Origin of the sequence: Candidatus Pristimantibacillus lignocellulolyticus, assembly GCA_023639215.1 — a bacterium.
Lineage (GTDB): Bacteria > Bacillota > Bacilli > Paenibacillales > Paenibacillaceae > Pristimantibacillus > Pristimantibacillus lignocellulolyticus.
In genome coordinates this window covers 4726881-4749507 of the sequence record CP097899.1, presented here as the reverse complement: position 1 = coordinate 4749507, position 22627 = coordinate 4726881, and the positions used below count along the sequence as shown (strand labels likewise).

At 37.9% G+C, this 22627-nt stretch carries 23 protein-coding genes; 13 read left to right on the top strand and 10 right to left on the bottom strand.

The annotated features are described in order from the left end of the window. The first annotated feature begins 225 nt into the window (after positions 1 to 225). The 4 genes from NAG76_20675 (at position 226) to NAG76_20660 (ending at position 4148) form a co-directional block, all read left to right on the top strand. Positions 226 to 1221 (top strand): ring-cleaving dioxygenase, encoded by a 996-nt coding sequence (locus tag NAG76_20675; GenBank protein URN94208.1) that lies wholly within the window; start codon positions 226 to 228, stop codon positions 1219 to 1221. A 10-nt stretch (positions 1222 to 1231) separates the two neighbouring features. Then, entirely contained in the window at positions 1232 to 1828 is a 597-nt protein-coding gene (locus NAG76_20670; GenBank protein ID URN94207.1) for an NAD(P)H-dependent oxidoreductase, read from the top strand. 138 nt (positions 1829 to 1966) lie between these two features. After that, the gene (locus NAG76_20665) at positions 1967 to 2866 is read left to right on the top strand and encodes a LysR family transcriptional regulator (GenBank protein ID URN94206.1); all 900 of its coding nucleotides are present in this window, start codon (positions 1967 to 1969) and stop codon (positions 2864 to 2866) included. A gap of 163 nt (positions 2867 to 3029) precedes the next feature. After that, on the top strand, positions 3030 to 4148 hold the full coding sequence (locus tag NAG76_20660) for a 5-methyltetrahydropteroyltriglutamate--homocysteine S-methyltransferase (protein URN94205.1): 1119 nt from the start codon (positions 3030 to 3032) through the stop codon (positions 4146 to 4148). 152 nt (positions 4149 to 4300) lie between these two features. Here NAG76_20660 and NAG76_20655 read toward each other — a convergent pair whose 3' ends face one another. From NAG76_20655 to NAG76_20635, 5 genes are all read right to left on the bottom strand, one after another. Further along, on the bottom strand, positions 4301 to 4486 hold the full coding sequence (locus NAG76_20655; GenBank protein ID URN94204.1) for a YjzC family protein: 186 nt from the start codon (positions 4484 to 4486) through the stop codon (positions 4301 to 4303). A 109-nt stretch (positions 4487 to 4595) separates the two neighbouring features. Further along, positions 4596 to 5405 carry a methyl-accepting chemotaxis protein gene (locus tag NAG76_20650; GenBank protein URN94203.1) on the bottom strand — a complete coding sequence of 270 codons (810 nt, stop codon included), beginning with the start codon at positions 5403 to 5405 and terminating at the stop codon, positions 4596 to 4598. 226 nt (positions 5406 to 5631) lie between these two features. Then, positions 5632 to 6024: a hypothetical protein gene (locus NAG76_20645; protein URN94202.1), complete on the bottom strand. Its 393-nt coding sequence runs from the start codon at positions 6022 to 6024 to the stop codon at positions 5632 to 5634. Positions 6025 to 6090: 66 nt separating this feature from the next. Continuing rightward, complete coding sequence (locus NAG76_20640) at positions 6091 to 7923, bottom strand: ABC transporter ATP-binding protein/permease (protein ID URN94201.1); 1833 nt, start codon at positions 7921 to 7923, stop codon at positions 6091 to 6093. Beyond that, on the bottom strand, positions 7916 to 9646 hold the full coding sequence (locus tag NAG76_20635; GenBank protein URN94200.1) for an ABC transporter ATP-binding protein/permease: 1731 nt from the start codon (positions 9644 to 9646) through the stop codon (positions 7916 to 7918). Before NAG76_20635 ends, NAG76_20640 begins: the two co-directional genes overlap by 8 nt. A 295-nt stretch (positions 9647 to 9941) precedes the next feature. On the opposite strand from NAG76_20635, the gene NAG76_20630 reads away from it, so the two are divergent. Further along, entirely contained in the window at positions 9942 to 10646 is a 705-nt protein-coding gene (locus NAG76_20630) for a gamma-glutamyl-gamma-aminobutyrate hydrolase family protein (protein ID URN94199.1), read from the top strand. A 393-nt stretch (positions 10647 to 11039) separates the two neighbouring features. Next, positions 11040 to 11324, top strand: coding sequence for a DUF6509 family protein (locus tag NAG76_20625; protein URN94198.1), 285 nt, complete (start codon positions 11040 to 11042; stop codon positions 11322 to 11324). Positions 11325 to 11412: 88 nt separating this feature from the next. Here NAG76_20625 and NAG76_20620 read toward each other — a convergent pair whose 3' ends face one another. The 3 genes from NAG76_20620 to NAG76_20610 all read right to left on the bottom strand — a co-directional run bounded on the left by NAG76_20620 (position 11413) and on the right by NAG76_20610 (position 13571). Then, entirely contained in the window at positions 11413 to 12783 is a 1371-nt protein-coding gene (locus NAG76_20620) for a hypothetical protein (protein ID URN94197.1), read from the bottom strand. Positions 12784 to 13019: 236 nt separating this feature from the next. Beyond that, entirely contained in the window at positions 13020 to 13181 is a 162-nt protein-coding gene (locus NAG76_20615; GenBank protein URN94196.1) for a hypothetical protein, read from the bottom strand. Positions 13182 to 13268: 87 nt separating this feature from the next. After that, complete coding sequence (locus NAG76_20610; protein ID URN94195.1) at positions 13269 to 13571, bottom strand: DUF2627 domain-containing protein; 303 nt, start codon at positions 13569 to 13571, stop codon at positions 13269 to 13271. 322 nt (positions 13572 to 13893) lie between these two features. On the opposite strand from NAG76_20610, the gene lpdA reads away from it, so the two are divergent. The 5 genes from lpdA to lipB all read left to right on the top strand — a co-directional run bounded on the left by lpdA (position 13894) and on the right by lipB (position 19972). Then, positions 13894 to 15321 (top strand): dihydrolipoyl dehydrogenase, encoded by a 1428-nt coding sequence (lpdA, locus tag NAG76_20605; protein ID URN94194.1) that lies wholly within the window; start codon positions 13894 to 13896, stop codon positions 15319 to 15321. Between the two features lie 527 nt (positions 15322 to 15848). Further along, on the top strand, positions 15849 to 16880 hold the full coding sequence (locus tag NAG76_20600) for a thiamine pyrophosphate-dependent dehydrogenase E1 component subunit alpha (protein URN94193.1): 1032 nt from the start codon (positions 15849 to 15851) through the stop codon (positions 16878 to 16880). After that, positions 16880 to 17863 carry an alpha-ketoacid dehydrogenase subunit beta gene (locus NAG76_20595; GenBank protein URN94192.1) on the top strand — a complete coding sequence of 328 codons (984 nt, stop codon included), beginning with the start codon at positions 16880 to 16882 and terminating at the stop codon, positions 17861 to 17863. Before NAG76_20600 ends, NAG76_20595 begins: the two co-directional genes overlap by 1 nt. Before the next feature lie 76 nt (positions 17864 to 17939). Beyond that, complete coding sequence (locus NAG76_20590; protein ID URN94191.1) at positions 17940 to 19244, top strand: 2-oxo acid dehydrogenase subunit E2; 1305 nt, start codon at positions 17940 to 17942, stop codon at positions 19242 to 19244. Between the two features lie 38 nt (positions 19245 to 19282). Beyond that, positions 19283 to 19972 carry a lipoyl(octanoyl) transferase LipB gene (lipB, locus tag NAG76_20585; GenBank protein URN94190.1) on the top strand — a complete coding sequence of 230 codons (690 nt, stop codon included), beginning with the start codon at positions 19283 to 19285 and terminating at the stop codon, positions 19970 to 19972. Between the two features lie 471 nt (positions 19973 to 20443). Here the strand turns inward: lipB and prli42 are convergent, their stop codons facing one another. After that, positions 20444 to 20542 (bottom strand): stressosome-associated protein Prli42, encoded by a 99-nt coding sequence (prli42, locus tag NAG76_20580; protein ID URN94189.1) that lies wholly within the window; start codon positions 20540 to 20542, stop codon positions 20444 to 20446. A gap of 81 nt (positions 20543 to 20623) precedes the next feature. Between prli42 and NAG76_20575 the strand changes: the two genes are divergently transcribed. Next, on the top strand, positions 20624 to 21760 hold the full coding sequence (locus NAG76_20575) for a M20/M25/M40 family metallo-hydrolase (protein URN94188.1): 1137 nt from the start codon (positions 20624 to 20626) through the stop codon (positions 21758 to 21760). Between the two features lie 3 nt (positions 21761 to 21763). On the opposite strand, the gene NAG76_20570 is transcribed toward NAG76_20575, so the two are convergent. Then, the gene (locus NAG76_20570) at positions 21764 to 21931 is read right to left on the bottom strand and encodes a hypothetical protein (protein ID URN94187.1); all 168 of its coding nucleotides are present in this window, start codon (positions 21929 to 21931) and stop codon (positions 21764 to 21766) included. A 121-nt stretch (positions 21932 to 22052) separates the two neighbouring features. Here NAG76_20570 and NAG76_20565 point away from each other — a divergent pair, with 121 nt between their 5' ends. Next, positions 22053 to 22619 (top strand): NUDIX hydrolase, encoded by a 567-nt coding sequence (locus tag NAG76_20565; protein ID URN94186.1) that lies wholly within the window; start codon positions 22053 to 22055, stop codon positions 22617 to 22619. The last annotated feature ends 8 nt before the right edge of the window (positions 22620 to 22627 follow it).

Sequence of the window (22627 nt, the reverse complement as noted above, 5' to 3'; positions counted from 1 at the left end):
GAATACTCATGATAACATTGTCTTAAGTTAAAGATACTTAACTTTGAAATATAATCAAAACACTTTATCAATGGGTAGTTATTAAATGTATCTGTGAATAAATACATGAAAATAAGTTGCTTAAGAAAGTGTTGATCTTAGTTTTTATTATATATCTTAAATTAAAGATATATAATGGTTTGCACTCGAATTGTGCATTATAAGAAAATAATCTAATCTGCAAAAATGAGGGGTGTAGAAATGGTTAATGAATTAAAAGGTATTCATCATGTAACTGCGATAACGAGTAGTGCAGAGAAAAATTATGAGTTTTTTACGTATACATTGGGTATGAGATTAGTAAAGAAAACAGTTAACCAAGATGATATTCAAACGTATCACTTATTCTTTGCGGATGATAAAGGATCTGCTGGGACAGATATGACGTTCTTTGATTTTCCGAACATTCCAAAGGGAGTTCATGGAACGAATGAAATTTCAAAGACTTCATTCCGCGTTCCGACGGATGCCGCTCTACAATATTGGGTAAAACGTTTTGATCGACTAAAAGTAGAACATAATGGTATACAAGAACAGTTTGGTAAGAAGACATTATCATTCGTCGATTTTGATGATCAACAATATCAGCTAATTTCAGATGAGAACAACAGCGGTGTTGAATCAGGAACGCCGTGGCAAAAAGGTCATATTCCATTGGAATATGCGATAACTGGGCTAGGTCCAATCTTCATTCGTATTGCTAACTTTAAATACTTCAAGGAAATGCTTGAGAAAGTAATGCTTTTCAAAGAAATTGCACAAGAGGATAGCTTTTACTTGTTTGAAGGCGGTCTAGGTGGTAATGGGGCTCAAATTATAGTTGAGCATAATGACAGCTTACCTCCTGCCAGACAAGGTTTTGGAACAGTGCATCATGCTGCTTTCCGCGTTGAAGATCGAGCTGTCTTAGATGAGTGGACAGAGAGATTTGAAAGTTTTGGGTTTAACACATCGGGATATGTTAATCGACATTTCTTCGAGTCTTTATATACACGTGTTGCACCACAAATTTTATTTGAACTGGCAACAGATGGACCTGGTTTCATGGGAGACGAGGAATATGAGACAGTTGGTGAAAAATTATCACTGCCACCATTCCTTGAGCCGAAGCGTGCACAGATTGAAAGTCAAGTTAGACCTATTAATACAGTAAGAAGCACAATCGAATTTACAAAGGAGTAATAAGAGTAAAATGGGCATATTAAGTAAGTTATTTGGTACAAAAAAAGATGAAAATAATGGAGGAATTGAAATGTTGAAAATTGGTATCGTTCTAGGTAGTACTCGTGAAGGTCGTGTAAGTCCGCAAGTTGGTGAATGGGTGAAGAGCATAGCAGACCAACGTAATGATGCTCAATATGAAATTATTGATATCGCTGATTTCAAATTACCGCTTTTAGGTGAACCTGGTGGAGACGCATCTGGAGTAGGTGCATGGTCTGCTCGTATTAAAGATTGTGACGGTTTCGTATTTATCGTTCAAGAGTACAATCACTCTATTACTGGTGCATTGAAAAACGCGTTAGATTACCTTCGTGAAGAGTGGAACAACAAAGCTGCTGGTATCGTATCCTATGGTTCAGTAGGTGGAGCACGTGCAGCTGAGCATCTACGTGGAATTCTTGGAGAATTACTAGTCGCTGATGTTCGTGTGCATCCTGCACTTTCTCTATTCACTGATTTCGAAAATGGTACAGTATTCAAGCCAAAAGAAGTTCAAGCTGATTCTGTGAATCAAATGCTTGATCAAGTTATTCCTTGGTCTACTGCGCTAAAAACAATTCGTTAATTGACATAAAGTAGGTTGACCTTAATATGGATGGAAAAGCATGTGCATATCAAAATGCATATGCTTTTTTTTGTAGCACTAGCCAATATAATCAGGTTTCGTTATGATGAGATTATATTATGTCTGTAGGAGGAACTGATGACATTACAACAATTGAAGTATGTACTTGAAATTAATAAGCGTGGCTCAATGAATGAAGCAGCAAGATTTCTATTTATTTCGCAACCGAGCCTTTCTAATGCAATTAAAGAGCTTGAAAATGAACTAAGCATTACAATTTTCGAGCGTACCAATAAAGGAATAACGTTAACTCAGGAAGGTATTGAATTTCTTAGCTATGCACGCCAAGTTGTAGAGCAAGCTGAACTATTAGAAAATCGTTACTTGGATGCTGCTCCATCTCCGCAACATTTCTCGGTATCTACTCAGCATTATGCGTTCGCGGTGAACGCATTTGTTCAACTTGTGAAACAGCATGGTCAACTTGAATATGAATTAGCGCTTCGTGAAACGAAAACTCATGAAATTATCGATGATGTAAAGTCTATGCGTAGTGAAATTGGTATTCTATTTCTTAATGATTTCAACCGGAAAGTTATTTCGAAATTACTTAGAGAAGGTAATCTAGTGTTTCATCGTTTATTTATTGCTAAACCACATGTATTTATAAGTGTCAATAATCCTTTAGCGAAGCAAACATCTGTGACGATGGAAGATCTAGAGGAATATCCTTACCTCAGCTTTGAGCAGGGAGAATATAATTCTTTCTATTTCTCTGAAGAAATTTTAAGTACGGTTTCTCGTCCGAAAAGTATTAAAGTAACTGATCGCGCTACATTATTCAATCTATTAATTGGTTTGAATGGTTATACCATTTCATCAGGTGTACTGAGTAAAGATCTTAATGGTAATGACATAATACCGGTACCGCTTGAGATCGTTGATGATATTGAAATCGGATGGATTGCACATAAAAATGTAAGTTTGTCACATCTTGCAGAATCGTATATTGAAGCTTTACACCATCATATTGAATAGATCAATACTTTTAAGTTCGTTATAGTTTCAATCTATACCTGGATATAGATTATTAGCGTTACTTATGATTAGCTTGGCTATGGTAATCTTGATTCAACAGCTAAGAGACGCGGTTCAAGGAAGAAATAACTAAAAAGATCCGTATTCAGAGGAGAGATTATACATGTGCACTAATCACAATTCACCATTTAAAAATGATGTCGTAGGTAGTTTCCTACGACCAGAAATATTAAAACAAGCACGTCAACAGTTTCTAGATGGAATAATTACAGCCGAGCAATTAAAAGTGGTAGAAGATCAAGAGATAATTAATCTAGTAGCGAAGCAAAAAGAAGTTGGCTTAAAAGCTGTAACGGATGGAGAATTTAGACGTTCTTGGTGGCATCTTGACTTTATGTGGGGACTTGATGGCGTTGAAAAAGCAGGAGTACCTCAAGGTTATGTATTCCACGGTGTAGAGTCACGTCCAGAAACTGCACGTGTAACTGGTAAAATCGGATTTAGTGAACATCCATTTATTAATGACTTTAAATTTTTGCAAGAAGTAGCGGGCGAAAATGCGATTGCTAGACAAACGATTCCTGCTCCTGCACAACTATTACTTGAGCTTCAACGATTTGAAAATCAAGCAGCATTACAACAACATTATCCTAATTTTGATGAGCTATTGCATGATATCGCTAATGCGTATCAAGGTTTTATTAGAGCAATCTATGCTGCGGGTTGTCGTAGCTTGCAAATTGATGATTGCACTTGGGGAATGCTTTGTGATGAATCATTCATTAATGCTAGAGAAGCAGAAGGTATATTTGTCGGAGATATCGGTAAAGTATATGCTGAGTTGAACAAGCATGCTGTAGCTAATTTGCCAGAAGATCTTGTCATCACATCTCATGTATGCCGTGGTAACTACAAATCGACATGGGCTGGCGCAGGTAGCTATGACCCAGTCGCGAAAACACTATTCAGCATTACAGATTATGATGCATTTTATTTGGAATTCGATACAGACAGATCAGGTTCATTTGAGCCATTGAAGCATGTACAAGGACAGAAAATTGTTCTTGGTCTAGTCTCTTCCAAAATCGGAGAGTTAGAAGAGAAAGAAGCTATTATCGCTCGTATTCATGAAGCGGCACAATATGTTCCTCTTGATCAACTTTGCCTTAGCCCACAATGTGGTTTTGCTTCTACAGAGGAAGGTAATATTCTGACAGAAGAGCAACAATGGAATAAATTAAAATTCATTAAAGAAATTTCTGAAGAAGTATGGGGTAAGTAAGCTCCATTTGAAAAAGGCTACTACTTAGAATACGAGTCTAATGGACCGCGATGCAGCTATCTCTTATACAAATTAAATCTGCCTTCTTAACTAGAAGGCAGATTTTTCATACTTATAATTGTTTTATCGGATAGACTATTTTCAAAACTTATTTAATCTTTCTCCACCTTAGACCACTTCCGATTGTGGTTTGAAGTGTTTGGGAATGTATCCCCAGCAGATAATGATATTTTCAGTGGATTTTTAACTCCCATAACGTGGTTTTTTTCACCAATTTCGATATAATGAGCGGTATTGGGCGCTTTCTCACCTGCACTGAATACTGTTTTTTCTCCCATGCATTTTCACCTCCACATAAGTACCCATAGTATGAACGGTGGCATGATGAAATATGTACAATTCCTTGAGGAATAATATGATAGACTTTATTTTTTATCAGAGAGACAACTATTTGGCCATATCAATTAATACTTCGGAAAGTGAATTTAGTTCTTCAACACTCGCTGTAACTTCTTGTGTAGCGGCTGCTTGTGACTGAATCATCAATGTACTTTTAGCAACTTTATCCGCTACGTTCTGAATGGATTGATTAATATCTTTCAAACTACCCTCAATATTTTTTACCGCATCTCGACTATGTTGTGCTAACTTACGAATTTCATTAGCCACTACCCCGAAACCAAGTCCATGTTCCCCGGCACGAGCAGCTTCAATTGCAGCATTTAGACCAAGTAAATGACTTTGATCAGCGACCTCTTCAATTAATTTAGAGATTTCTGCGGTTTGTTTCGCTTGTTGACTTATTTGTTTCATAAGCTCTGAAGTATGTTCTTGCGCAGTGGTCAAAGTTTGGGCCTTATCCGCAATATCGGTAACAGAGACAGAGATTTGTTCCAAAGAAGCTGCTAGATTAGTAGCTGCAGCAATAAGAGCATCTTTCTGAGCTAGAGACCATCCTACGCCGAATGATCCGATGATCTCACCGTCATCATCGGTAACAGGCATCGTTACTGCCTTGAATGCCATGCCTCTAACCTCTTTAGGAATTTCAACATAGTAGGTTTCATTATCACGCATCGATTCATATAGACCATCACCCTCTATAGTTGGTTCTCCAACTGCAGTAACAATCATAGATGGATCTGCTTCTAAATAAATAAATTTTTCACGATCTGTAATGGCAACCATAGTTTCTTCGTTCTTATAAAGCTTTTGTAATAATGGAGCTACTTTGAGCAATGCTTCTAGTTGATTCATAAATGCCTCCAGTATAGTCTAATATTGAATATAATTGATATTATTCGACAAAAAATGACTAATTCCTTTTCGTGGAAAAGGTATTATAAGGCTTATTAAGAGGAATTATTGCTGGGTTATAGTTATTAAGTTTCATGTAGTGAAGTAGTTGAAGGAATGATAAATATAAATGAAATGGGGATGGTAGCTATATTCCGAAAATAATCACCCTTAAATTTATCTAATTTCACTCAGTCGTCCCGTCAAAGAACTGCTGAATTGAAATCGTCAAGCTTTCATCAGTAATATAGTACTTTTTCTTGAAACTATTAGGAGAGAAGACCATCTTAAGTTTCTCTCCTTCATATAGTTCTACTACATAACTGAATCCATCACGTTCTCCTTGATCAGAATTAAGAGTCAACGTCTCATCCTTTATCACTTCTAGCAAAGAGACAATATGATCTGCATTCTCATCTGTCTTTTCTTTTCCAGTTCCTCCATCCAAAATTGCAATTCTATCTACTTTCATAATGTCACCTTTATAGAGCTCACTTATCGTTTTAGGTTTACTATTTCCGCTATAACAACCTGTACAGAGAATACAGATTAATAATAGACTGATCATCAATTTTTGCATGATTTCACACTCCTCAATGACTCTAATATATGCCTACTAGACGAATAGTAGAGGAGAAGGTTGCAATTAACGATTTCGCTTGAATTGACTATTATATAGATCATGATAGAAACCATGCTTATTCAACAATTCATCATGACTACCACGTTCAATGATCGAACCATCTTTAATTACTAGTATTTGATCAGCATCACGAATAGTACTAAGACGATGGGCAATGACAAAGCTTGTCCGACCAGCCATTAATTTCTTCATCGCAGCTTGGATATGCATTTCAGTTCTTGTATCGATACTACTCGTAGCCTCATCGAGTATGAGGATGGCGGGATTAGCGAGAACGGCTCTAGCAATAGTTAATAGCTGACGTTGTCCTTGACTAATATTACTGCCTCCACTTGTTAGCATCGTATCATATCCAGCAGGTAATTCTTTGATGTATCGGTGCACGTTGGCAATCTTCGCTGCATGTTCTACATCCTCATCGGTCGCATCTAAGCGACCATAGCGAATATTTTCTCGAATAGTTTCCGAGTATACATATGCGTCTTGAAGTACGATGCCGAGCTGACGACGTAAATCATCTTTCTCATATTGATGTAACTCTTGTCCGTCAATCCATATATGCCCTTGCTGAATATCGTAAAATCTAGTTAGTACGTTAATAATCGTAGTTTTTCCTGCTCCTGTCGGTCCAACGAGCGCGATCGTCTGTCCAGGCTTTGCATGGAGCGATATATTTTTCAGTATCGGAGTATCTGCTTTATATCCAAATTGAACATTGTCAAATATGACTTCACCAACAATTGTTTTTCTATCTTGTTTAATCTGAACATCATGATATTCATCTTCCGTGTCTATCACCTCGAAGACTCGTTCTGCGCCTGCAACTGCAGATTGTACCATATTGAATTGATTGGCAAGATCATTAATTGGGCGTTGGAATTGCTTAGAATAATTAACGAAAGCAACGATTATACCTACTGATGTGTAATTATGAAAGGCCATCCAACCACCAACAGCAGCGATGAGTGTAAAGCTACTATGATTCAATACATTCATCGTCGGTCCAATTAAGCCAGAGTATATTTGAGCTGATATACTACTTTTCGTTAACGAACGGTTCAGTTTGTTGAAATGCTCTTCCACAACATGTTCTCTAGCATACACTTGTACAACCTTTTGACCAGAAATCGTTTCTTCAATATAACTGTTCAATTCGCCCAGTTTTTTCTGCTGTGCCGAGAACTGTTTGCGAGTGTAGCTCGCTACGTATTTGGTGAACAACATAACGACTGGGATCGTGACCATACTGAGCAATGTTAACCATACATTGAGGTACAACATAATCACTAACGACCCAATTAAAGAAATTATACTAGACAGTAATTGAGTAGTTGTAGAATTCAATGTTACAGAAACATTCTCAACATCATTCGTCGTACGGCTCATAAGTTCACCATGCGTACGAGTATCGAAAAAAGAGATAGGCAATTTCTGCATCGCATTGAATATCGTTTGTCGCATATCTCGTACAGTGAGTAGTGAAACTTTAACCATCATATGCTGTTGAATCCAAGCGGTTAGAGAGACACTAATATAGACAATGAGTAACAGTATCGCAATTTGAACAAGCCCATTCCAATTACGCGGGATAATATAGTTGTCAACGGCGACACCTAGTAAATAAGGAGCTGCAAGTGAGAGTAACGTTGTAATCATTGTTGCGATAATAACAATGATTAGACCGCTGCGATTCATAGATAAATAGTTCCATATTCGCTTCAACGTAGACCATGTGTTTTTCGGTTTTACTTTCTTCATACCGATATTCCCTTGAGATCCGCCTCGCATACTAAAGTCTGGAGTAGCAGGGGGTGGTGTATTTGTTGACTTACTCATAACTGACCTCCTCTTGTCCTAGTTGCGATTGATAGATTTCACGATATTGAGGAGAGTGAACGATTAATTGTTCATGATTACCTTGAGCAATAATTTCTCCGTGTTCCATTACAAAAATTTGGTCTGCATCAATAACAGAACTAATTTTTTGAGCGACGATAAATGTTGTTCGCCCTTGCATAAGTTTACGCAGTGCAACTTGTATATATCCTTCTGTACGAGTGTCAATCGCACTTGTACTGTCATCTAGTAGCAAAATAGCAGGTTTCATAAGTAAAGCTCTTGCGATCGAGATCCGTTGTTTCTGTCCTCCTGATAAATTAATGCCACGTTGTCCAATCACGGTATCGTATCCATCTTTCATAGCAACGATAAATTCATCAGCTTGAGCCGCGATAGCTGCAGCAATAATTTCTTGTTTTGAAGCATCAGGTCTGCCGTAGCATATATTTTCTCGAATCGAACCTGAGAAAAGAATTGTCTCTTGTAATACCATCGCAGTCTGTGAGCGTAAAGCAGCAAATGAATATTGTTTCAAGTCTATTCCATCAATAAGAATCTGACCTTCGGACACGTCGTATAGTCTTGGAATCAGTTGTAGTAAGGTGGACTTACCTGACCCAGTTGCACCGATAATAGCAATCTTATGACCGGCTTCTACTTTAAAATTAATATTTCGCAACGTATCACTGACTTGATCTGCTCTGTACCGGAAAGACACGTTATGATACTCGACTTGTCCGAAAATTTTACGATCTAGTTTCGTATGTTCGATTAGATCTGATTCCGTATTCAACACTTCTAATACTCGATCAGCACTAACCTTTGCACTACTAACACGAACAAGGTGCATTGCTACAGAAGATACGGCAAATAACACTTGAGTCACGTAGTTAATGAAAGCTACTAAACTACCTACTTCGAATGAATCATTAATTACATCTTTGCCGCCTAACAATAATACTGCGATAACACTGACATTCAAGATCATCGATAGTATCGGACCATTAATAGATACTAGTCGTTGTGCTTTTACGGATTGCGTTGTTAGATCATCATTTGCTTGTCCGAAACGATCTTTCTCATATTGGCGTCTAACGAATGCCTTAGAAATGCGCATTCCAGATAAATTCTCTTGTAATACCGTATTCAACCGATCGAGCCTTGATTGTACCTTTGTGAACAGTGGTAATGTCCCGCGGATAATAAAAAACATGACGATGAAAAGTATTGGGACGGAAATAGCTACAATGATTGCTAGTTTAGGACTAATAAAAATCGTCATTACAATACTCCCAATCATCAATAACGGAGAGCGAACAAGTACTCGTAATAGCATTTGCACAACATTTTGTAATTGAACAATATCATTCGTTAATCTCGTAATAAGAGAACCAGTTTCTAATTGATCAATATTTCGGAATGAAAATTTTTGAACATGATGAAATACATCTTCCCGCAAATCTTGTCCAAAGCGCATCGAAGCATAAGAAGCAAAAATGGTACAGCCAACACCCCCTATAAGTCCAATAATTGCTGCGCCAATCATATAAAGGCCAGTTTGTAAAATATGTGACTGTGATCCTGCCATAATTCCATCATCAATAATCGTCGCCATAAATAATGGCTGGAGCAAGTCCATACTAACTTCTAAAATCATAAATAATGGAGCGAGTATGGCTGCGACCCAGTGGGGACGAATGTATTTAAGTAACTTTTTCATATAACACCTCAATATCTTTCGCCTATTACGTATTCAACTTTCAGTGATAGATTTAATTGTACTGTAATTTTATTATGTAGGTATAGTCAGGTTTTGAGATTGATGTGCTAGAGAGGAATTACGCTAGCTACAGCAAGTTAGATTTTTATAAAGATTATTATGCTTTTCGTACACGAAGTATAAATTATAATCCGTTAAGTTCATTCAGAGTTTTGATCAACTCATTTACAATAATGAAATAGAGAAAAATAGCATCTTAACATGAATAGCTATTGGTTATTGGAGAGTGAGCTATATGAGAAAGCCATTGATCGGAGTACTTCCACTGTATGATGAACAGAAGGATAGTTATTGGATGTTGCCCGCTTATATGAAAGCACTTGAGGAAGCGGGCGCCATTCCAGTGATGCTTCCACTAACTGTGGATCAGTCGAATTTAGAACAAATTGCTACTGGAATGGATGGGTTATTGTTCACTGGTGGGCATGACGTTGATCCTAAGTTGTATGGGCAAGAGCGATTGGAACAATGTGGCTTAAGCATACATGAACGTGATGAGATGGAGCAGAAACTATTTCAATTAGCACTTGCTGTTGATTTGCCACTGTTAGGTATTTGTAGAGGGATTCAAATTTTCAATGTTTTACTAGGTGGAACTTTGTATCAAGATTTACCATCGCAATTGGACAGTAAACTTAAGCATGTTCAACAACCTCCGTATGCTACACCTTCCCATGAAGTTGAAGTAAAGCGAAAAAGTTCATTGTATCGGATGGTAGGGAAAAAGCGGTTAGATGTGAATAGTTATCATCATCAAGCGATTGATATACTTGCTCCTGGTTGTAAAGTGATGGCAGTTGCCCAAGATGGTATTATTGAAGCGATCGAACATCCTGCATACCGCTATCTTATGGCTGTACAATGGCATCCTGAATTTTCATATGTAGCAGATAACGTAAGTAAAGAGATATTTAGAAGTTTTGTTGAAGCAGCTTCATAGTACAAGTTGAGTAATCGACGATTGATAAAAAGTCCCATGTTGCCATTGATGGCGAGCATGGGGCTTTTTAGTATGCCAACGTTATTTGTGTATCTAAGAGCATTCAATATTATTAATGTTTAGTTTTCATGAAACTCTCAGTAAAGTTGGGTTTAGTATGTGAATGGTTTAACTGAAGGCATCCAATTTGCTTTAATTCATGCGAAGCTTTTCACAGAAGTGTTATTGTTCATAGGTAGTTACTGGATTTAGCGAAGATTTGTGTTCTTGAGATAACAGAATAAAACTAAGAAATACAAGCCTTTTAAGCTTAAATTAATGTATTGATAGCATATCTGACATACTAATGTTATAATCAGTAATACGTTAAGTTGAAACAAGAGGAGCTAACCTATGTTTAAGATTACAGAATTTACTGTAGAAACGATTGCTGACCCGTTCAAAATATTAGAGGGAGATCGATACGAATTTATTATGGATCTCGAAGTAGAAGAAGATGATGAACTGTTTCATGAAGAAGGTGTTATCCTTCGTGTAATATATGTTGTAGACGCTGGTACTGAGAAAATCGTAAAACACGAGTTCCAGACAGGTGATGTTGGCAAATATATTGATTTTGAAATGGAAGACGATGAACTTGAGATGGTAACTGCTTTTTGCAAAGCGAACTTTTCTTAATCTCACATAAAAAAGGCTTAAAACTGGTGCACGTTACTCGTGCTTAAGTTTTAAGCCTTCTTTATTTTACTTGCAATCTTTGTGGTTATTACTTGTGATCTTTACCACCTAAATAATTGAAGAAAGCTTTATTTACCCAGAATTGGTTCGTTTTAACGACAACATCAGGGTTCACTTGCTTCATACCTGCAACAATCTCTTCTACTTCTTCATTAAGAGAGAATGTTTGAGCGTAATAATTGCCTAACGAAATTGTATTGTTAGAAACTGATTCATAATCAGCTAGCTCTGTATTTGAATGATACAAAGGTTGCCACCAAGAAGCATAGATTAGTCCTTGCTCATCATCCGCATCTTTTTTGGCATAAGCATTAATAATATCTTGGAATTTAGCTTTATCCGCTAAACTTGTAAATTCAAGCTTAAGATCATATTCTTTCGAATAAGCTACATATTTACCATTAGCGATTTGTTTAACTTGGTATGTATCGGATTGTGTAGGCTCTCCCCACTCTATCAAGTATTGGAATGCTGAAGTTTTTGGTTCAAATTGAACTTTCGCTTCGATTCCTTCACTGCGAAGTAAACCAATTAATTGAATAGCGTGTTTCAGATCAGAATGACCGTATGTTAGTGCATATTCATCTACAAAATTAGCATCAAAACGACTATCTTTGAAGTTGTAGCCTGTAATAATGTCTTTTTCAAGTGCAGTGTTTACAATAGTTTGAAGATCATTAACTTGAATAATATCTGATGTGCTATATGCTGCGATAAGTTCAGCTATGATATCTGCATCTTGTGAACTACCAAGATATTGTTTGTATTGGCCATTGAAAGTCACGATTTGACCTAATAATGTATTGATTAATTCGGAACTTGCAACAGATTTTTTGGAGAATTCTTTATAATATTGTTCAGGAATCAATTCATTGTCAATTGCTACTGCAAGTTCTTGAGCAACATGGGGTGCCCATTGAGCTGAAGATGAATTGATCTTTTTCAATGCAGCATCTGTTTTCGCAGTTGTGTAAGTTAGCGCTAGTTCTTTCAGACCAGAAGCTCTAACAGCTATAATTGCAGCTACCCATGGTTCAAGTTGTTGCTTAGCTGAAACTGTTGCCCCAGAAAGTATTCCTTTTTCATTCAATTCTACTATAGCAGCATATTGAGCATCTGTTGAAGCAACATCTGTGAAGGCAAGTGTAGAAGAGTTTGCGTCCCCTGGAAGTAGATCGGCAACATATTGAATATATTGACCTTTAGTTAATTGGGAATTTACATTAATTTGATACTTCGTGCTTAAAAATGTTTGGTATTGCTCTGACTGCGTTAGATTCCCTGAGTTAATGCTTGCATACGTAGTCGCAGGCGCTGCTAGTGGTGCAATAGCGATAGTTGCAGCAATGACTAGTGCTGCTAGTTTACTAGAAGAACGATGTTTAATTTTGATTGACATGATGTAACCTCCTATGATTATAAATACTAAAGATTTACAAGAATAGCAGGATTATAACTACTGATAGAGTTTACTGTCAAAACATATATTGGTAAAATTTTGATCGGCATAATTACTACAACTTATTGGACGGGTGAGAAGAAGTGCTAACAAAGTGTTGTTAGATTTTTTGTGGAAATTGGGGAGTCTTTATATGAGCTAGTTTATTCATTTAGAAAAAAATAGACAATTCGATATTAATACTCGAATCGTCTATTTAAGTGAACATTCTGTCCATACTTTTCAACTAATAGCTCAAATTGTTGATCGATAAAGTTTCTTAGATCCCTAAGTTTCGAAGCCATAGGTCGTAATGTATCGACCTTAGTCCCATCTACAATTACATCGAAAACGATCATTCATTTCACCTGCCTTTCTACTAACTTAATAGTAGTATAGAGCAGGTTTGTTAATGGAATATTAAAGCTATATAAAATGGGTGTTAATTATTGTGAAGACTTTGTAGGTTTAGGTGGTTTTTCGCGTTTTACTTTGAAACGTGTTGCAACATAGTTACGTTTACGATCACGGAAAAATGTCCAACCTGCAATAAATCCAGTACCAGCAACAAACATAATTAGACCTAGTATTAATTTCCACCATTGAAGTGAAGGATCGACTCCCTCTATGCCGAAGGAAATATAATAATCATATAATGAATCTTTTACTTTCAAAAATCCAAAACAAGCAATTAATCCTGGTATAACTAGTAAAAACATAGCAATGATGCGCTGTACAGTTAATCTCATAAGTGATCTCCTAAAAGGTTTGAATTGATTATCATAATCTGTAAATTATAGTACCATAAAACGCCATAAACGGTACAGTGAATACGTAAACGATGATTTCCTTAGCGAAAAGATGTACAATAAGATATACAAAGTTTTCTTAAGCAATAATATTTAGCAAAAAGTAACATCATCGATATACACATTACATAAATCGAAAACATATATTTGTTACTTAAAGAAACGTCACGAATGCAGACCAACGATCGATATGGACTTTTATTGAAAGAGGATATTTTACAAGTCGTTGCATATATTGATAGAAATGATGGGGGTATAGTAAATGAGTATTCAAGTAGATGTTGCAATTCTCGGTGGTGGACCTGGTGGGTATACTGCCGCTATTCGTGCAGCTCAAATGGGGAAATCAGTAGCTATCGTAGAAATGGACAAGGTTGGCGGTACTTGTCTACATAAAGGATGTATCCCAAGTAAAGCTTTACTACGAAGTGCCGAAGTATATCGAACGTTGTTGAACAGCTCAGAATATGGCATAGATGTAAGTACAGATTTCTCAACTTTTCAATTTAATAATGTTCAACTAAAAAAAGATGAGAAAGTAGAACAATTATTTAAAGGTTTGCAAGGTCTAATGAAACGTCATGGTATTCAAGTGATTAAAGGCAAAGGTCGTGTGGTTGGACCTTCCATTTTCTCACCTCGTAGTGGAACACTTGCGGTTGAATTGCCAGATGGTGAAATGGAGTCTGTTGTAAGTCAAAATCTAATTATTGCGACAGGATCCACTCCTCGTAACTTACCAGGTCTTGAAGCTGATGGAATCACCATATTGAATAGTGATCAAGCTTTAGCGATGGACAAGCTTCCTGAAAGCATGTTAATTGTTGGTGGTGGCGTAATTGGCGTAGAGTGGGCATCATTATTGAATGACTTTGGTGTTCAAGTAACAATCGTAGAACTTGGATCTCGCCTATTGCCAGGTGAAGATACTGAAATTTCATTGGAAATGACGAAGTTACTTGATAAGCGTGGAATTCGCATCATCACTGGTGTGCAACTTGATGTCTCTTCATATAAAGTGATCGATAATCACTTCTCTATTACTGCCACTACAGCTGATGGTAATGTACTACTAGAAGGCAATCAAATGCTCGTTTCCGTTGGTAGAAAAGCTAATTGTCATGAGATTGGCTTAGAAAATACGGATGTTAGAGTTAAAAATGATGTCATTGTAGTAAATGATTATGGTCAAACTAGTGAACCGCATATTTATGCTATTGGTGACTGTATCGGTGGCGTACAACTTGCACATGCTGCAGCACATGAAGGATTGACAGCAATAGATCATATCGCTGGACGTCAAGTTAATGTAGTAGCCGCACATCTAATTCCTCGCTGTATTTACTCATCTCCTGAGGTTGCTTCGTATGGATATACAGAAGCGGCTGCAGTAGCTGCTGGTTTTGAAATTAAGAAAGCTAGGGTACCTTTTGCAGCATTTGGAAAAGCTATTGTATCTGGGCATCCAACAGGATTTGTAAAAGTTATTGCAGATAAGAGTTCAGATGATATTTTAGGCGTTCATATAATTGGCGAACATGCTACTGAGCTCATATCTGAAGCTGCATTATCAGGTTGGATGAACGCAGCGCCTTGGGAAGTAGGAGCAATGGTTCATCCGCATCCTACGTTGTCGGAGGCGATTGGGGAGGCTATGCTTGCAGTAGACGGACGAGCAATCTCCTTTTGATAGGAGAGGAGACTCAAATCTTCCGACTGTGATCACGATGATTATGCTAACGTAGCGTATTCTGCGGCGAAGCTGCCATTCATCGGAAGCCTGTGATGCTCATGTACCAATTAACGTACACTGCGCTTCTCGTTTCCTAGCTTCATGGCATCTTCTTGGTGCTGACAGGCGAAAGATTTGAGCTTTTATTATAAGCCTCGAGCGTTTGATCGCTTGTGTCCACAAGTGTACACGTTGCTGAGTGATTCTGGGTGGATGAGCTTTTATTATAAGCCTCGAGCTTTTGGACGCTTGTGCACACAAGTGTACACATTGCTGAGTAATTCAGGTGGTTGAACGTTTGACCGCTCGTGTACACAAATGTACACATTACTGGTAATGCTGGGAGTGTTTGGTTTCACTCATAGATGTCATTAAACTTTTATTATAAATGTCACATGTTATTTTTTAAAATATAGGAGTATAATAGATATATGACGTGGTATTAGTACCTGGTTATAATTTATATAGAGAAGGAGGAAGATAATATGACAGTATTGTCTTCGTCAGGTCAGCAAGCCAAGCATCATCAATTAGGCATTAGCGAGGAAACCGTTATTGCTATGTATACAAAAATGCTCACAGCAAGGATGTATGATGAGCGGATGATGCTTATGCAGCGAGCTGGTAAAATAAATTTTCACGTATCTGGTATTGGCCAGGAGGTCGCTCAGATCGCAGCTGCATTTGCGCTTGATCGGAACAATGATTATTTTCTTCCTTATTATCGTGACTATGGCTTTGTTCTATCCGTAGGGATGACACTTAAAGAATTATTTCTTTCTGCGTTTGCTAAAGCTGAAGACCCTAATAGTGGTGGTCGTCAAATGCCTGGTCATTTTGGAAGTAAGAAATTACGTATTGTTACTGGATCAAGTCCTGTAACGACGCAAGTTCCTCATGCTGTTGGTTTTGCGCTTGCCGCAAAAATGAATAAGAAACAATTTGTAAGCTTTGTTACATTTGGTGAAGGTTCTAGTAATCAAGGTGATTTCCATGAAGGATGTAACTTTGCTGGTGTACACAAGTTACCTGTAATTTTAATGTGTGAAAATAATCAATATGCGATCTCTGTACCGATACATAAGCAATTAGCAGGTAAAGTATCGGATCGTGCGTTAGGCTATGGTATTCATGGTGAACGTGTTGATGGTAATGATGCATTTGAGGTATATCGAGTTGTGAAAGAAGCAAGAGAGCGTGCAATTGCAGGTGATGGTGCTACTTTGATCGAGGCAATGATGTATCGCATTTCACCACATTCAACTTCTGATAATGATTTAGCATATCGATCCAAGGAAGAAGTCGATCATAATAGAACGCTAGATGGACTTCCGAAATTCAAACAATATATGGTAGATCATGGCTTATGGAATGAAGAGCTAGAAGCCGAATTACGTTCTGAAATTAAGAAACAGCTTGATGAAGCGAGCAGCTATGCAGATAAAGCTCCTTTCCCTACTCCTGAATCAGTTATGGATCATGTATATGCTAATGATAATAAGGGAGGAGTAGAGTAATGGCTAAAATAGATTATATTGAGGCGATTCGTCTCGCGATGAAAGAAGAAATGGAACGAGATGAGAATGTATTCGTTCTTGGAGAAGACGTTGGTGTTAAGGGCGGAGTATTTACAACGACGAAAGGCTTGCATGAGCAGTTTGGTGAACAACGAGTAATTGATACTCCACTATCTGAGTCAGCGATCGCAGGTGTAGCAATCGGTGCAGCAATGTATGGTATGAAGCCAATTGCGGAAATGCAATATTCCGATTTTATGTTCCCAGCAACGAATCAAATTATTAGTGAAGCTGCTAAAATTCGTTATCGTTCTAACAATGATTGGAGTTGTCCGATTGTTATTCGTGCTCCTATCGGTGGTGGTGTATTCGGTGGCTTATATCACTCACAATGTCCCGAATCTGTATTTTTCGGTACACCCGGACTTAAAATTGTAGCACCATATACGCCGTATGATGCAAAGGGTTTGTTGAAAGCTGCTATTCGTGATGAAGATCCTGTATTATACTTCGAGAATAAGAAAAGTTATCGTCTAGTAAGTGGTGAAGTGCCAGATGATGATTATATTGTACCAATTGGTAAAGCGAATGTACTTCGTGAGGGTGATGATATTACTGTTATTAGTTATAGTTTGCCTCTACGCTTTATTGAACAGGCTGCTGCTGAACTGGCTGAAGAAGGTATTAGTACACATATTCTTGATCTTAGAACGATACAACCACTTGATAAAGAAGCTATACTTGAATCAGTTCGTCGTACAGGTAAAGTGTTAATTGTTCATGAAGATAACAAAACAGGTGGCGTTGGTGCTGAAGTAGCAGCAATCATTGCAGAGGAGCTATTATTTGAACTTGATGCTCCAATTATGCGACTATGTGGTCCAGATGTGCCCGCTATGCCAATTAACCCGCCAGGAGAAAAATTCTTCTTGTTGAATGCGGATAAAGTTCGAGAAGCGATGAAGCAATTAGCTGAATTTTAGTTGTTATTAATACAAATATAGAAAAATGCTGAAAATTCGTGCATAGCTTATTTATGACGATTGGAGTTGGAAAAACATGAGTGCAATAACTGAAATTACTTTGCCTCAATTAGCTGAATCTCAAGTAACTGCAACAATTGATCGCTGGTTGAAACAACCTGGAGATATGATCGAAGTATATGAACCTATCTGTGAGATTAACACAGATAAGGTGACTGCTGAGATTCCTTCTACTGTGGCAGGTAAACTAACAAAGATTTTAGTAGGAGCAGGTGAAGATGTACCTGTTGGGACTGTAATTTGCTTAATTGAGACTGAGGGAGAAGCGAGCAATGACGAAGTTGCAGCGGTTTCCACAACACAAACGACTGGAGCAATGAATACTCAGGCCGCAGCGATACAAGTTCAAGGTGATGATTCTATGAGAAATCGTTACTCTCCTGCTGTACAACAACTTGCAGCACAACATGGAATTCAATTAGCAAACGTACAAGGTACGGGAATGGGTGGACGTATTACACGTAAAGATGTACTTGCTTATGTTGCTATGGAAGCTTCTATGGTTCGTACACCGACGCCTCAACAAGAAGCGACTTCTTCACAAGTACGAACTGGTGGTATGCATTTATCTGAATCGCCTCGTCTTCCTAAGATTGAAATTGATGATCCATATTCACAAGGTCGTGGAGAAACTTATATTGATATAACGCCTATCCGTAATGCAATTGCTCGTAACATGCGTCAAAGCGTCAGTGAAATTCCACATGCTTGGACGATGATCGAAGTTGATGTTACGAATCTAGTATTACTCCGCAATAAATATAAAGATGAGTTCAAAAAGCGTGAAGGTGTTAATCTTACATATCTTGCGTTCTTGTTGAAAGCTGCTGTTAATGCGATTCGTGATTTTCCAATTATGAACTCTGTATGGGCGGTAGACAAAATCATCGTGAAACGTGATATTAATATTTCTCTTGCAGTAGGAACAGAAGATTCTGTAATGACACCAGTTATTAAAAACGCTGATCTTAAAAATGTCGCTGGACTTGCGAAGGAAATCGAAGAGCTTGCACGTAAAACTCGTGAAGGTAAACTTTCACTTTCCGATATGCAAGGGGGTACATTTACAATTAATAATACGGGTTCGTTTGGTTCTATATTGTCTTATCCGATTATTAACTATCCACAAGCAGCAATCCTTACTTTTGAATCGATTGTGAAAAAACCAGTAGTTATTAATGATATGATTGCGGTACGTTCTATGGCGAATCTTTGCTTGTCACTCGATCATCGTATACTTGATGGTGTAATCTGCGGTCGTTTCTTGCAACGTGTTAAAGATAATTTAGAAAGCTTTAACCTTGAAAGTTCTATATACTGATATAATGATTGTAGCTTGATACAAAGGAGATACCGTCCATGTCTGAAGCAGCAAAAAATACTGTAAGCAAAATGTTGGATGCTCATTATATCGGTATGCTAGACTACAAAGAAGCTTGGGACCTGCAAAAAGCATACGTGAAAGAAATAGATAAGGGGGAGCGTCCTGAGACGCTGCTCCTTCTTCAGCATCCACCAACCTATACGCTTGGTTCTGATCGTCACCCAGAGCATTTACTACTAGATAAAGATACGTTGATTCAAAGAGGAATTTCTGTCTATGATATTGACCGTGGTGGTGACATCACATATCATGGTCCTGGGCAACTTGTTGGTTATCCGCTACTCTACCTTGATGCTATTGGTCTTGATCTTCACGAATATTTACGAACAGTGGAGCAAGTTGTTATTGATTGGTTAGCTCAATATGGTATAAAAGGTGGAAGGAAATCAGATTATACTGGAGTATGGATTGGTGACGAGAAGATAACCGCGATTGGCGTTAAATTTAATAAAGCTAGGCAGCGTCGCGGCTTTATAACAAGTCATGGTTTTGCACTTAATATCAAGTCAGGAATCGCTGCCGAAGGCTTTAGTGGAATTGTGCCATGCGGAATCGGACAATTTGGAGTTACTTCGTTTAATGATATTACAGGCGGCTCAATGACTGTAGAAGAAGCGGCAGCACAGATAGTGCCGCTGTTCAAACAACGCTTCGGCTTCGCGTAATAAATACTATTGTGCAAGTAAGACTTCGTAGTCGATGTCGAATCGGATACGAGGCGAATCATCGTCATTAAAGCCCGCTTTTTGAACTACATCAATTACAATGAAGGTTCAAAAAGTGGGATTTCGCCAGCCAAGAATATGGAGCGCTACTTGAGGAAGGAGGAAACGCAAGTGTACGTAATTGGTACACGCGTACCGGACTTCCCAAGTTCACTTCATATTCGATGTCGAATATACGACGAAGTCAATCATCGTTATCAAAGTCCGCTTTTTGAAATACATCAATTACAATGAAGGTTCAAAAAGTGGGCTTTAAGAACCAAGAAGATGGAGTGCTACTTGAGGGAGGAGGAAACGCAAATGTACGTAGTTGGTACATGCGTACCGGACTTCCCAAGTTCACTTCATATTCGATGTCGAATATACGACAAAGTCAATCATCGTTATCAAAGTCCGCTTTTTGAACTACATCTATAGGAAGAAAGAGCCGATACCTGCGAATAGTGTAGTAATCAACATAGCAGCTGCAACAATAATTGCAACGATGCGAATAATTTTTTGTTGGCGCATAATAGAGAAAGCTCCTTTCGATGAATAGAATTACATTGATATACTCTATTGTATACGAAAGAGATGGATGGAGGAAACAAAATGGTACAAGAAAAACGTTTAGTAGAGCAATTTATTGATTTGGTTACAGTAGATAGTGAATCAGGTCATGAAGGTGAAATTAGTAAAGTACTTAAGAAACGATTGACGGAGTTAGGCTTGACAGTTACAGAAGACGAAGCAGCAAAAGTGACAGGTCATGAAGCTAACAATTTATTCGCGATTCTTGAAGCGACTGATGATGCTAAGGATCAACCAACGATATTATTTACTTGTCATATGGATACTGTTACTCCAGGTGTAGGCATTAAGCCACAAATTGATGCTGACGGTTACATTAGATCTGATGGAACGACAATACTTGGTAGCGATGATAAAGCAGGAATTGCCGCTCTTTTTGAAGCAATTGAAGCAATTAAGGCTAGTGGAGAATCACATGCAAAAGTGCAAGTTGTAATTACGGTAGGTGAAGAATCAGGCTTATTAGGTGCACGTGCTATTGACCCTGAACGGTTAGAAGCAAGCTATGGTTATGCGTTGGATTCAAATGGTGACATCGGCGATATTGCCGTTGCAGCTCCAACACAATCTCATATCGAAATTGAATTCTATGGTAAGTCTGCACATGCAGGAGTTAGTCCTGAAAAAGGGATTAGTGCGATTCAAGTAGCTGCAAAGGCAATAAGTGAAATGTCATTGGGTAGAATTGACGAGGAAACGACAGCTAATATTGGTCGTTTTGAAGGTGGAGGTCCAACAAATATTGTATGCGACTATGTGAAGCTTATCGCTGAAGCAAGAAGCATCAAGCAAGATAAGCTTGATGCTCAAGTGGAAAGTATGAAACAAGCTGTGGAAAAGACAGCAAAAAAATATGGTGCTACAGCGAAATTCAATAGCAATATCGTATATCCTGCTTATTGCCACGATGCTGATTCGCCGGTAGTTCAATTAGCGAGCGCGGCGATTGAAGCGATGGGTGCTACACCTCGTACATTCCATTCAGGTGGAGGCAGTGATGCCAACGTCTTCAATGGCTTAGGTGTACCTACAGTAAATCTTGCAGTGGGATATGAGCATATTCATACGACCAAGGAGCAAATAAAAGTAGAATATCTTGTACAAACGGCACAATTAGTCGTAGAAATCTTGAAAAAATCCGCTACTTTCAAAATTTAAATATTAAGACTCCAAATTGCCAAGAGTTATGCGCATCTCAGGTCGATTAGCTGTATATTGAGCTAATGTACAATTGCCATATTGACTCTTGGCAATTCCGTTTAAAGCTATTTGAATATGCTTTGCTTTTCCTGAAAGCATAAGTTTGTTCTTATTTATCATTTGTTTCAAATTCACTCATCTCCTTAGTCTTTATAAATGAGACTATGAAAATGGTTGTTACATTATGACAACTTGTCTTTTTTTACATTAAATATTGGCTTAGCTTACTTATGATCGGAGGAAAACAAAAATGAAGGAAAAAAATAATAAAGCAATATGGAATGAGCCTACAATTTCAACAGAACACATTTTCAAAGGGAAAGTAATCAGTCTTCAAGTAGATACAGTTGCTTTGCCTGATGGCAGAACGGCGACTCGTGAAATAGTGAAACATCCTGGTGCTGCTGCTGTAGTAGCGATTCACAATGGAAAATTAATTGTAGTTGAACAATATCGTAAGCCACTAGGTAAAACTCAAATTGAGATACCAGCAGGAAAGCTTGATCCCATGGAAGAGCCTATCGTTGCAGCGGCTCGTGAATTAGAAGAGGAAACTGGCTATGTTGCTCATAATCTACAATTATTACATCAATATTACACTTCACCTGGTTTTGCAGATGAAATTTTATATACGTATTTCACTAATGAGGTTACGATTGGACAACAACATCTCGATGAAGATGAGGATGTCATTGTGAGATTAATCACAATTGAAGAGGCGGATGCTTATATTGCTACTGGTGATATTAGTGATGCAAAAACACTTTTAGCCGTTAATGCATGGAAGTTGTTGCAACGAACAGGCTCACTTACTTAAGTAATTAG

Excerpts from the sequence above, each read along its gene's own strand:
- NAG76_20675 (URN94208.1), top strand. The coding sequence starts at position 226 with ATGAGGGGTGTAGAAATGGTTAATGAATTAAAAGGTATTCATCATGTA.
- NAG76_20670 (URN94207.1), top strand. The coding sequence starts at position 1,232 with ATGGGCATATTAAGTAAGTTATTTGGTACAAAAAAAGATGAAAATAAT.
- NAG76_20665 (URN94206.1), top strand. The coding sequence starts at position 1,967 with ATGACATTACAACAATTGAAGTATGTACTTGAAATTAATAAGCGTGGC.
- NAG76_20660 (URN94205.1), top strand. The coding sequence starts at position 3,030 with ATGTGCACTAATCACAATTCACCATTTAAAAATGATGTCGTAGGTAGT.
- NAG76_20655 (URN94204.1), bottom strand. The coding sequence starts at position 4,486 with ATGGGAGAAAAAACAGTATTCAGTGCAGGTGAGAAAGCGCCCAATACC.
- NAG76_20650 (URN94203.1), bottom strand. The coding sequence starts at position 5,405 with ATGAATCAACTAGAAGCATTGCTCAAAGTAGCTCCATTATTACAAAAG.
- NAG76_20645 (URN94202.1), bottom strand. The coding sequence starts at position 6,024 with ATGCAAAAATTGATGATCAGTCTATTATTAATCTGTATTCTCTGTACA.
- NAG76_20640 (URN94201.1), bottom strand. The coding sequence starts at position 7,923 with ATGAGTAAGTCAACAAATACACCACCCCCTGCTACTCCAGACTTTAGT.
- NAG76_20635 (URN94200.1), bottom strand. The coding sequence starts at position 9,646 with ATGAAAAAGTTACTTAAATACATTCGTCCCCACTGGGTCGCAGCCATA.
- NAG76_20630 (URN94199.1), top strand. The coding sequence starts at position 9,942 with ATGAGAAAGCCATTGATCGGAGTACTTCCACTGTATGATGAACAGAAG.
- NAG76_20625 (URN94198.1), top strand. The coding sequence starts at position 11,040 with ATGTTTAAGATTACAGAATTTACTGTAGAAACGATTGCTGACCCGTTC.
- NAG76_20620 (URN94197.1), bottom strand. The coding sequence starts at position 12,783 with ATGTCAATCAAAATTAAACATCGTTCTTCTAGTAAACTAGCAGCACTA.
- NAG76_20615 (URN94196.1), bottom strand. The coding sequence starts at position 13,181 with ATGATCGTTTTCGATGTAATTGTAGATGGGACTAAGGTCGATACATTA.
- NAG76_20610 (URN94195.1), bottom strand. The coding sequence starts at position 13,571 with ATGAGATTAACTGTACAGCGCATCATTGCTATGTTTTTACTAGTTATA.
- lpdA (URN94194.1), top strand. The coding sequence starts at position 13,894 with ATGAGTATTCAAGTAGATGTTGCAATTCTCGGTGGTGGACCTGGTGGG.
- NAG76_20600 (URN94193.1), top strand. The coding sequence starts at position 15,849 with ATGACAGTATTGTCTTCGTCAGGTCAGCAAGCCAAGCATCATCAATTA.
- NAG76_20595 (URN94192.1), top strand. The coding sequence starts at position 16,880 with ATGGCTAAAATAGATTATATTGAGGCGATTCGTCTCGCGATGAAAGAA.
- NAG76_20590 (URN94191.1), top strand. The coding sequence starts at position 17,940 with ATGAGTGCAATAACTGAAATTACTTTGCCTCAATTAGCTGAATCTCAA.
- lipB (URN94190.1), top strand. The coding sequence starts at position 19,283 with ATGTCTGAAGCAGCAAAAAATACTGTAAGCAAAATGTTGGATGCTCAT.
- prli42 (URN94189.1), bottom strand. The coding sequence starts at position 20,542 with ATGCGCCAACAAAAAATTATTCGCATCGTTGCAATTATTGTTGCAGCT.
- NAG76_20575 (URN94188.1), top strand. The coding sequence starts at position 20,624 with ATGGTACAAGAAAAACGTTTAGTAGAGCAATTTATTGATTTGGTTACA.
- NAG76_20565 (URN94186.1), top strand. The coding sequence starts at position 22,053 with ATGAAGGAAAAAAATAATAAAGCAATATGGAATGAGCCTACAATTTCA.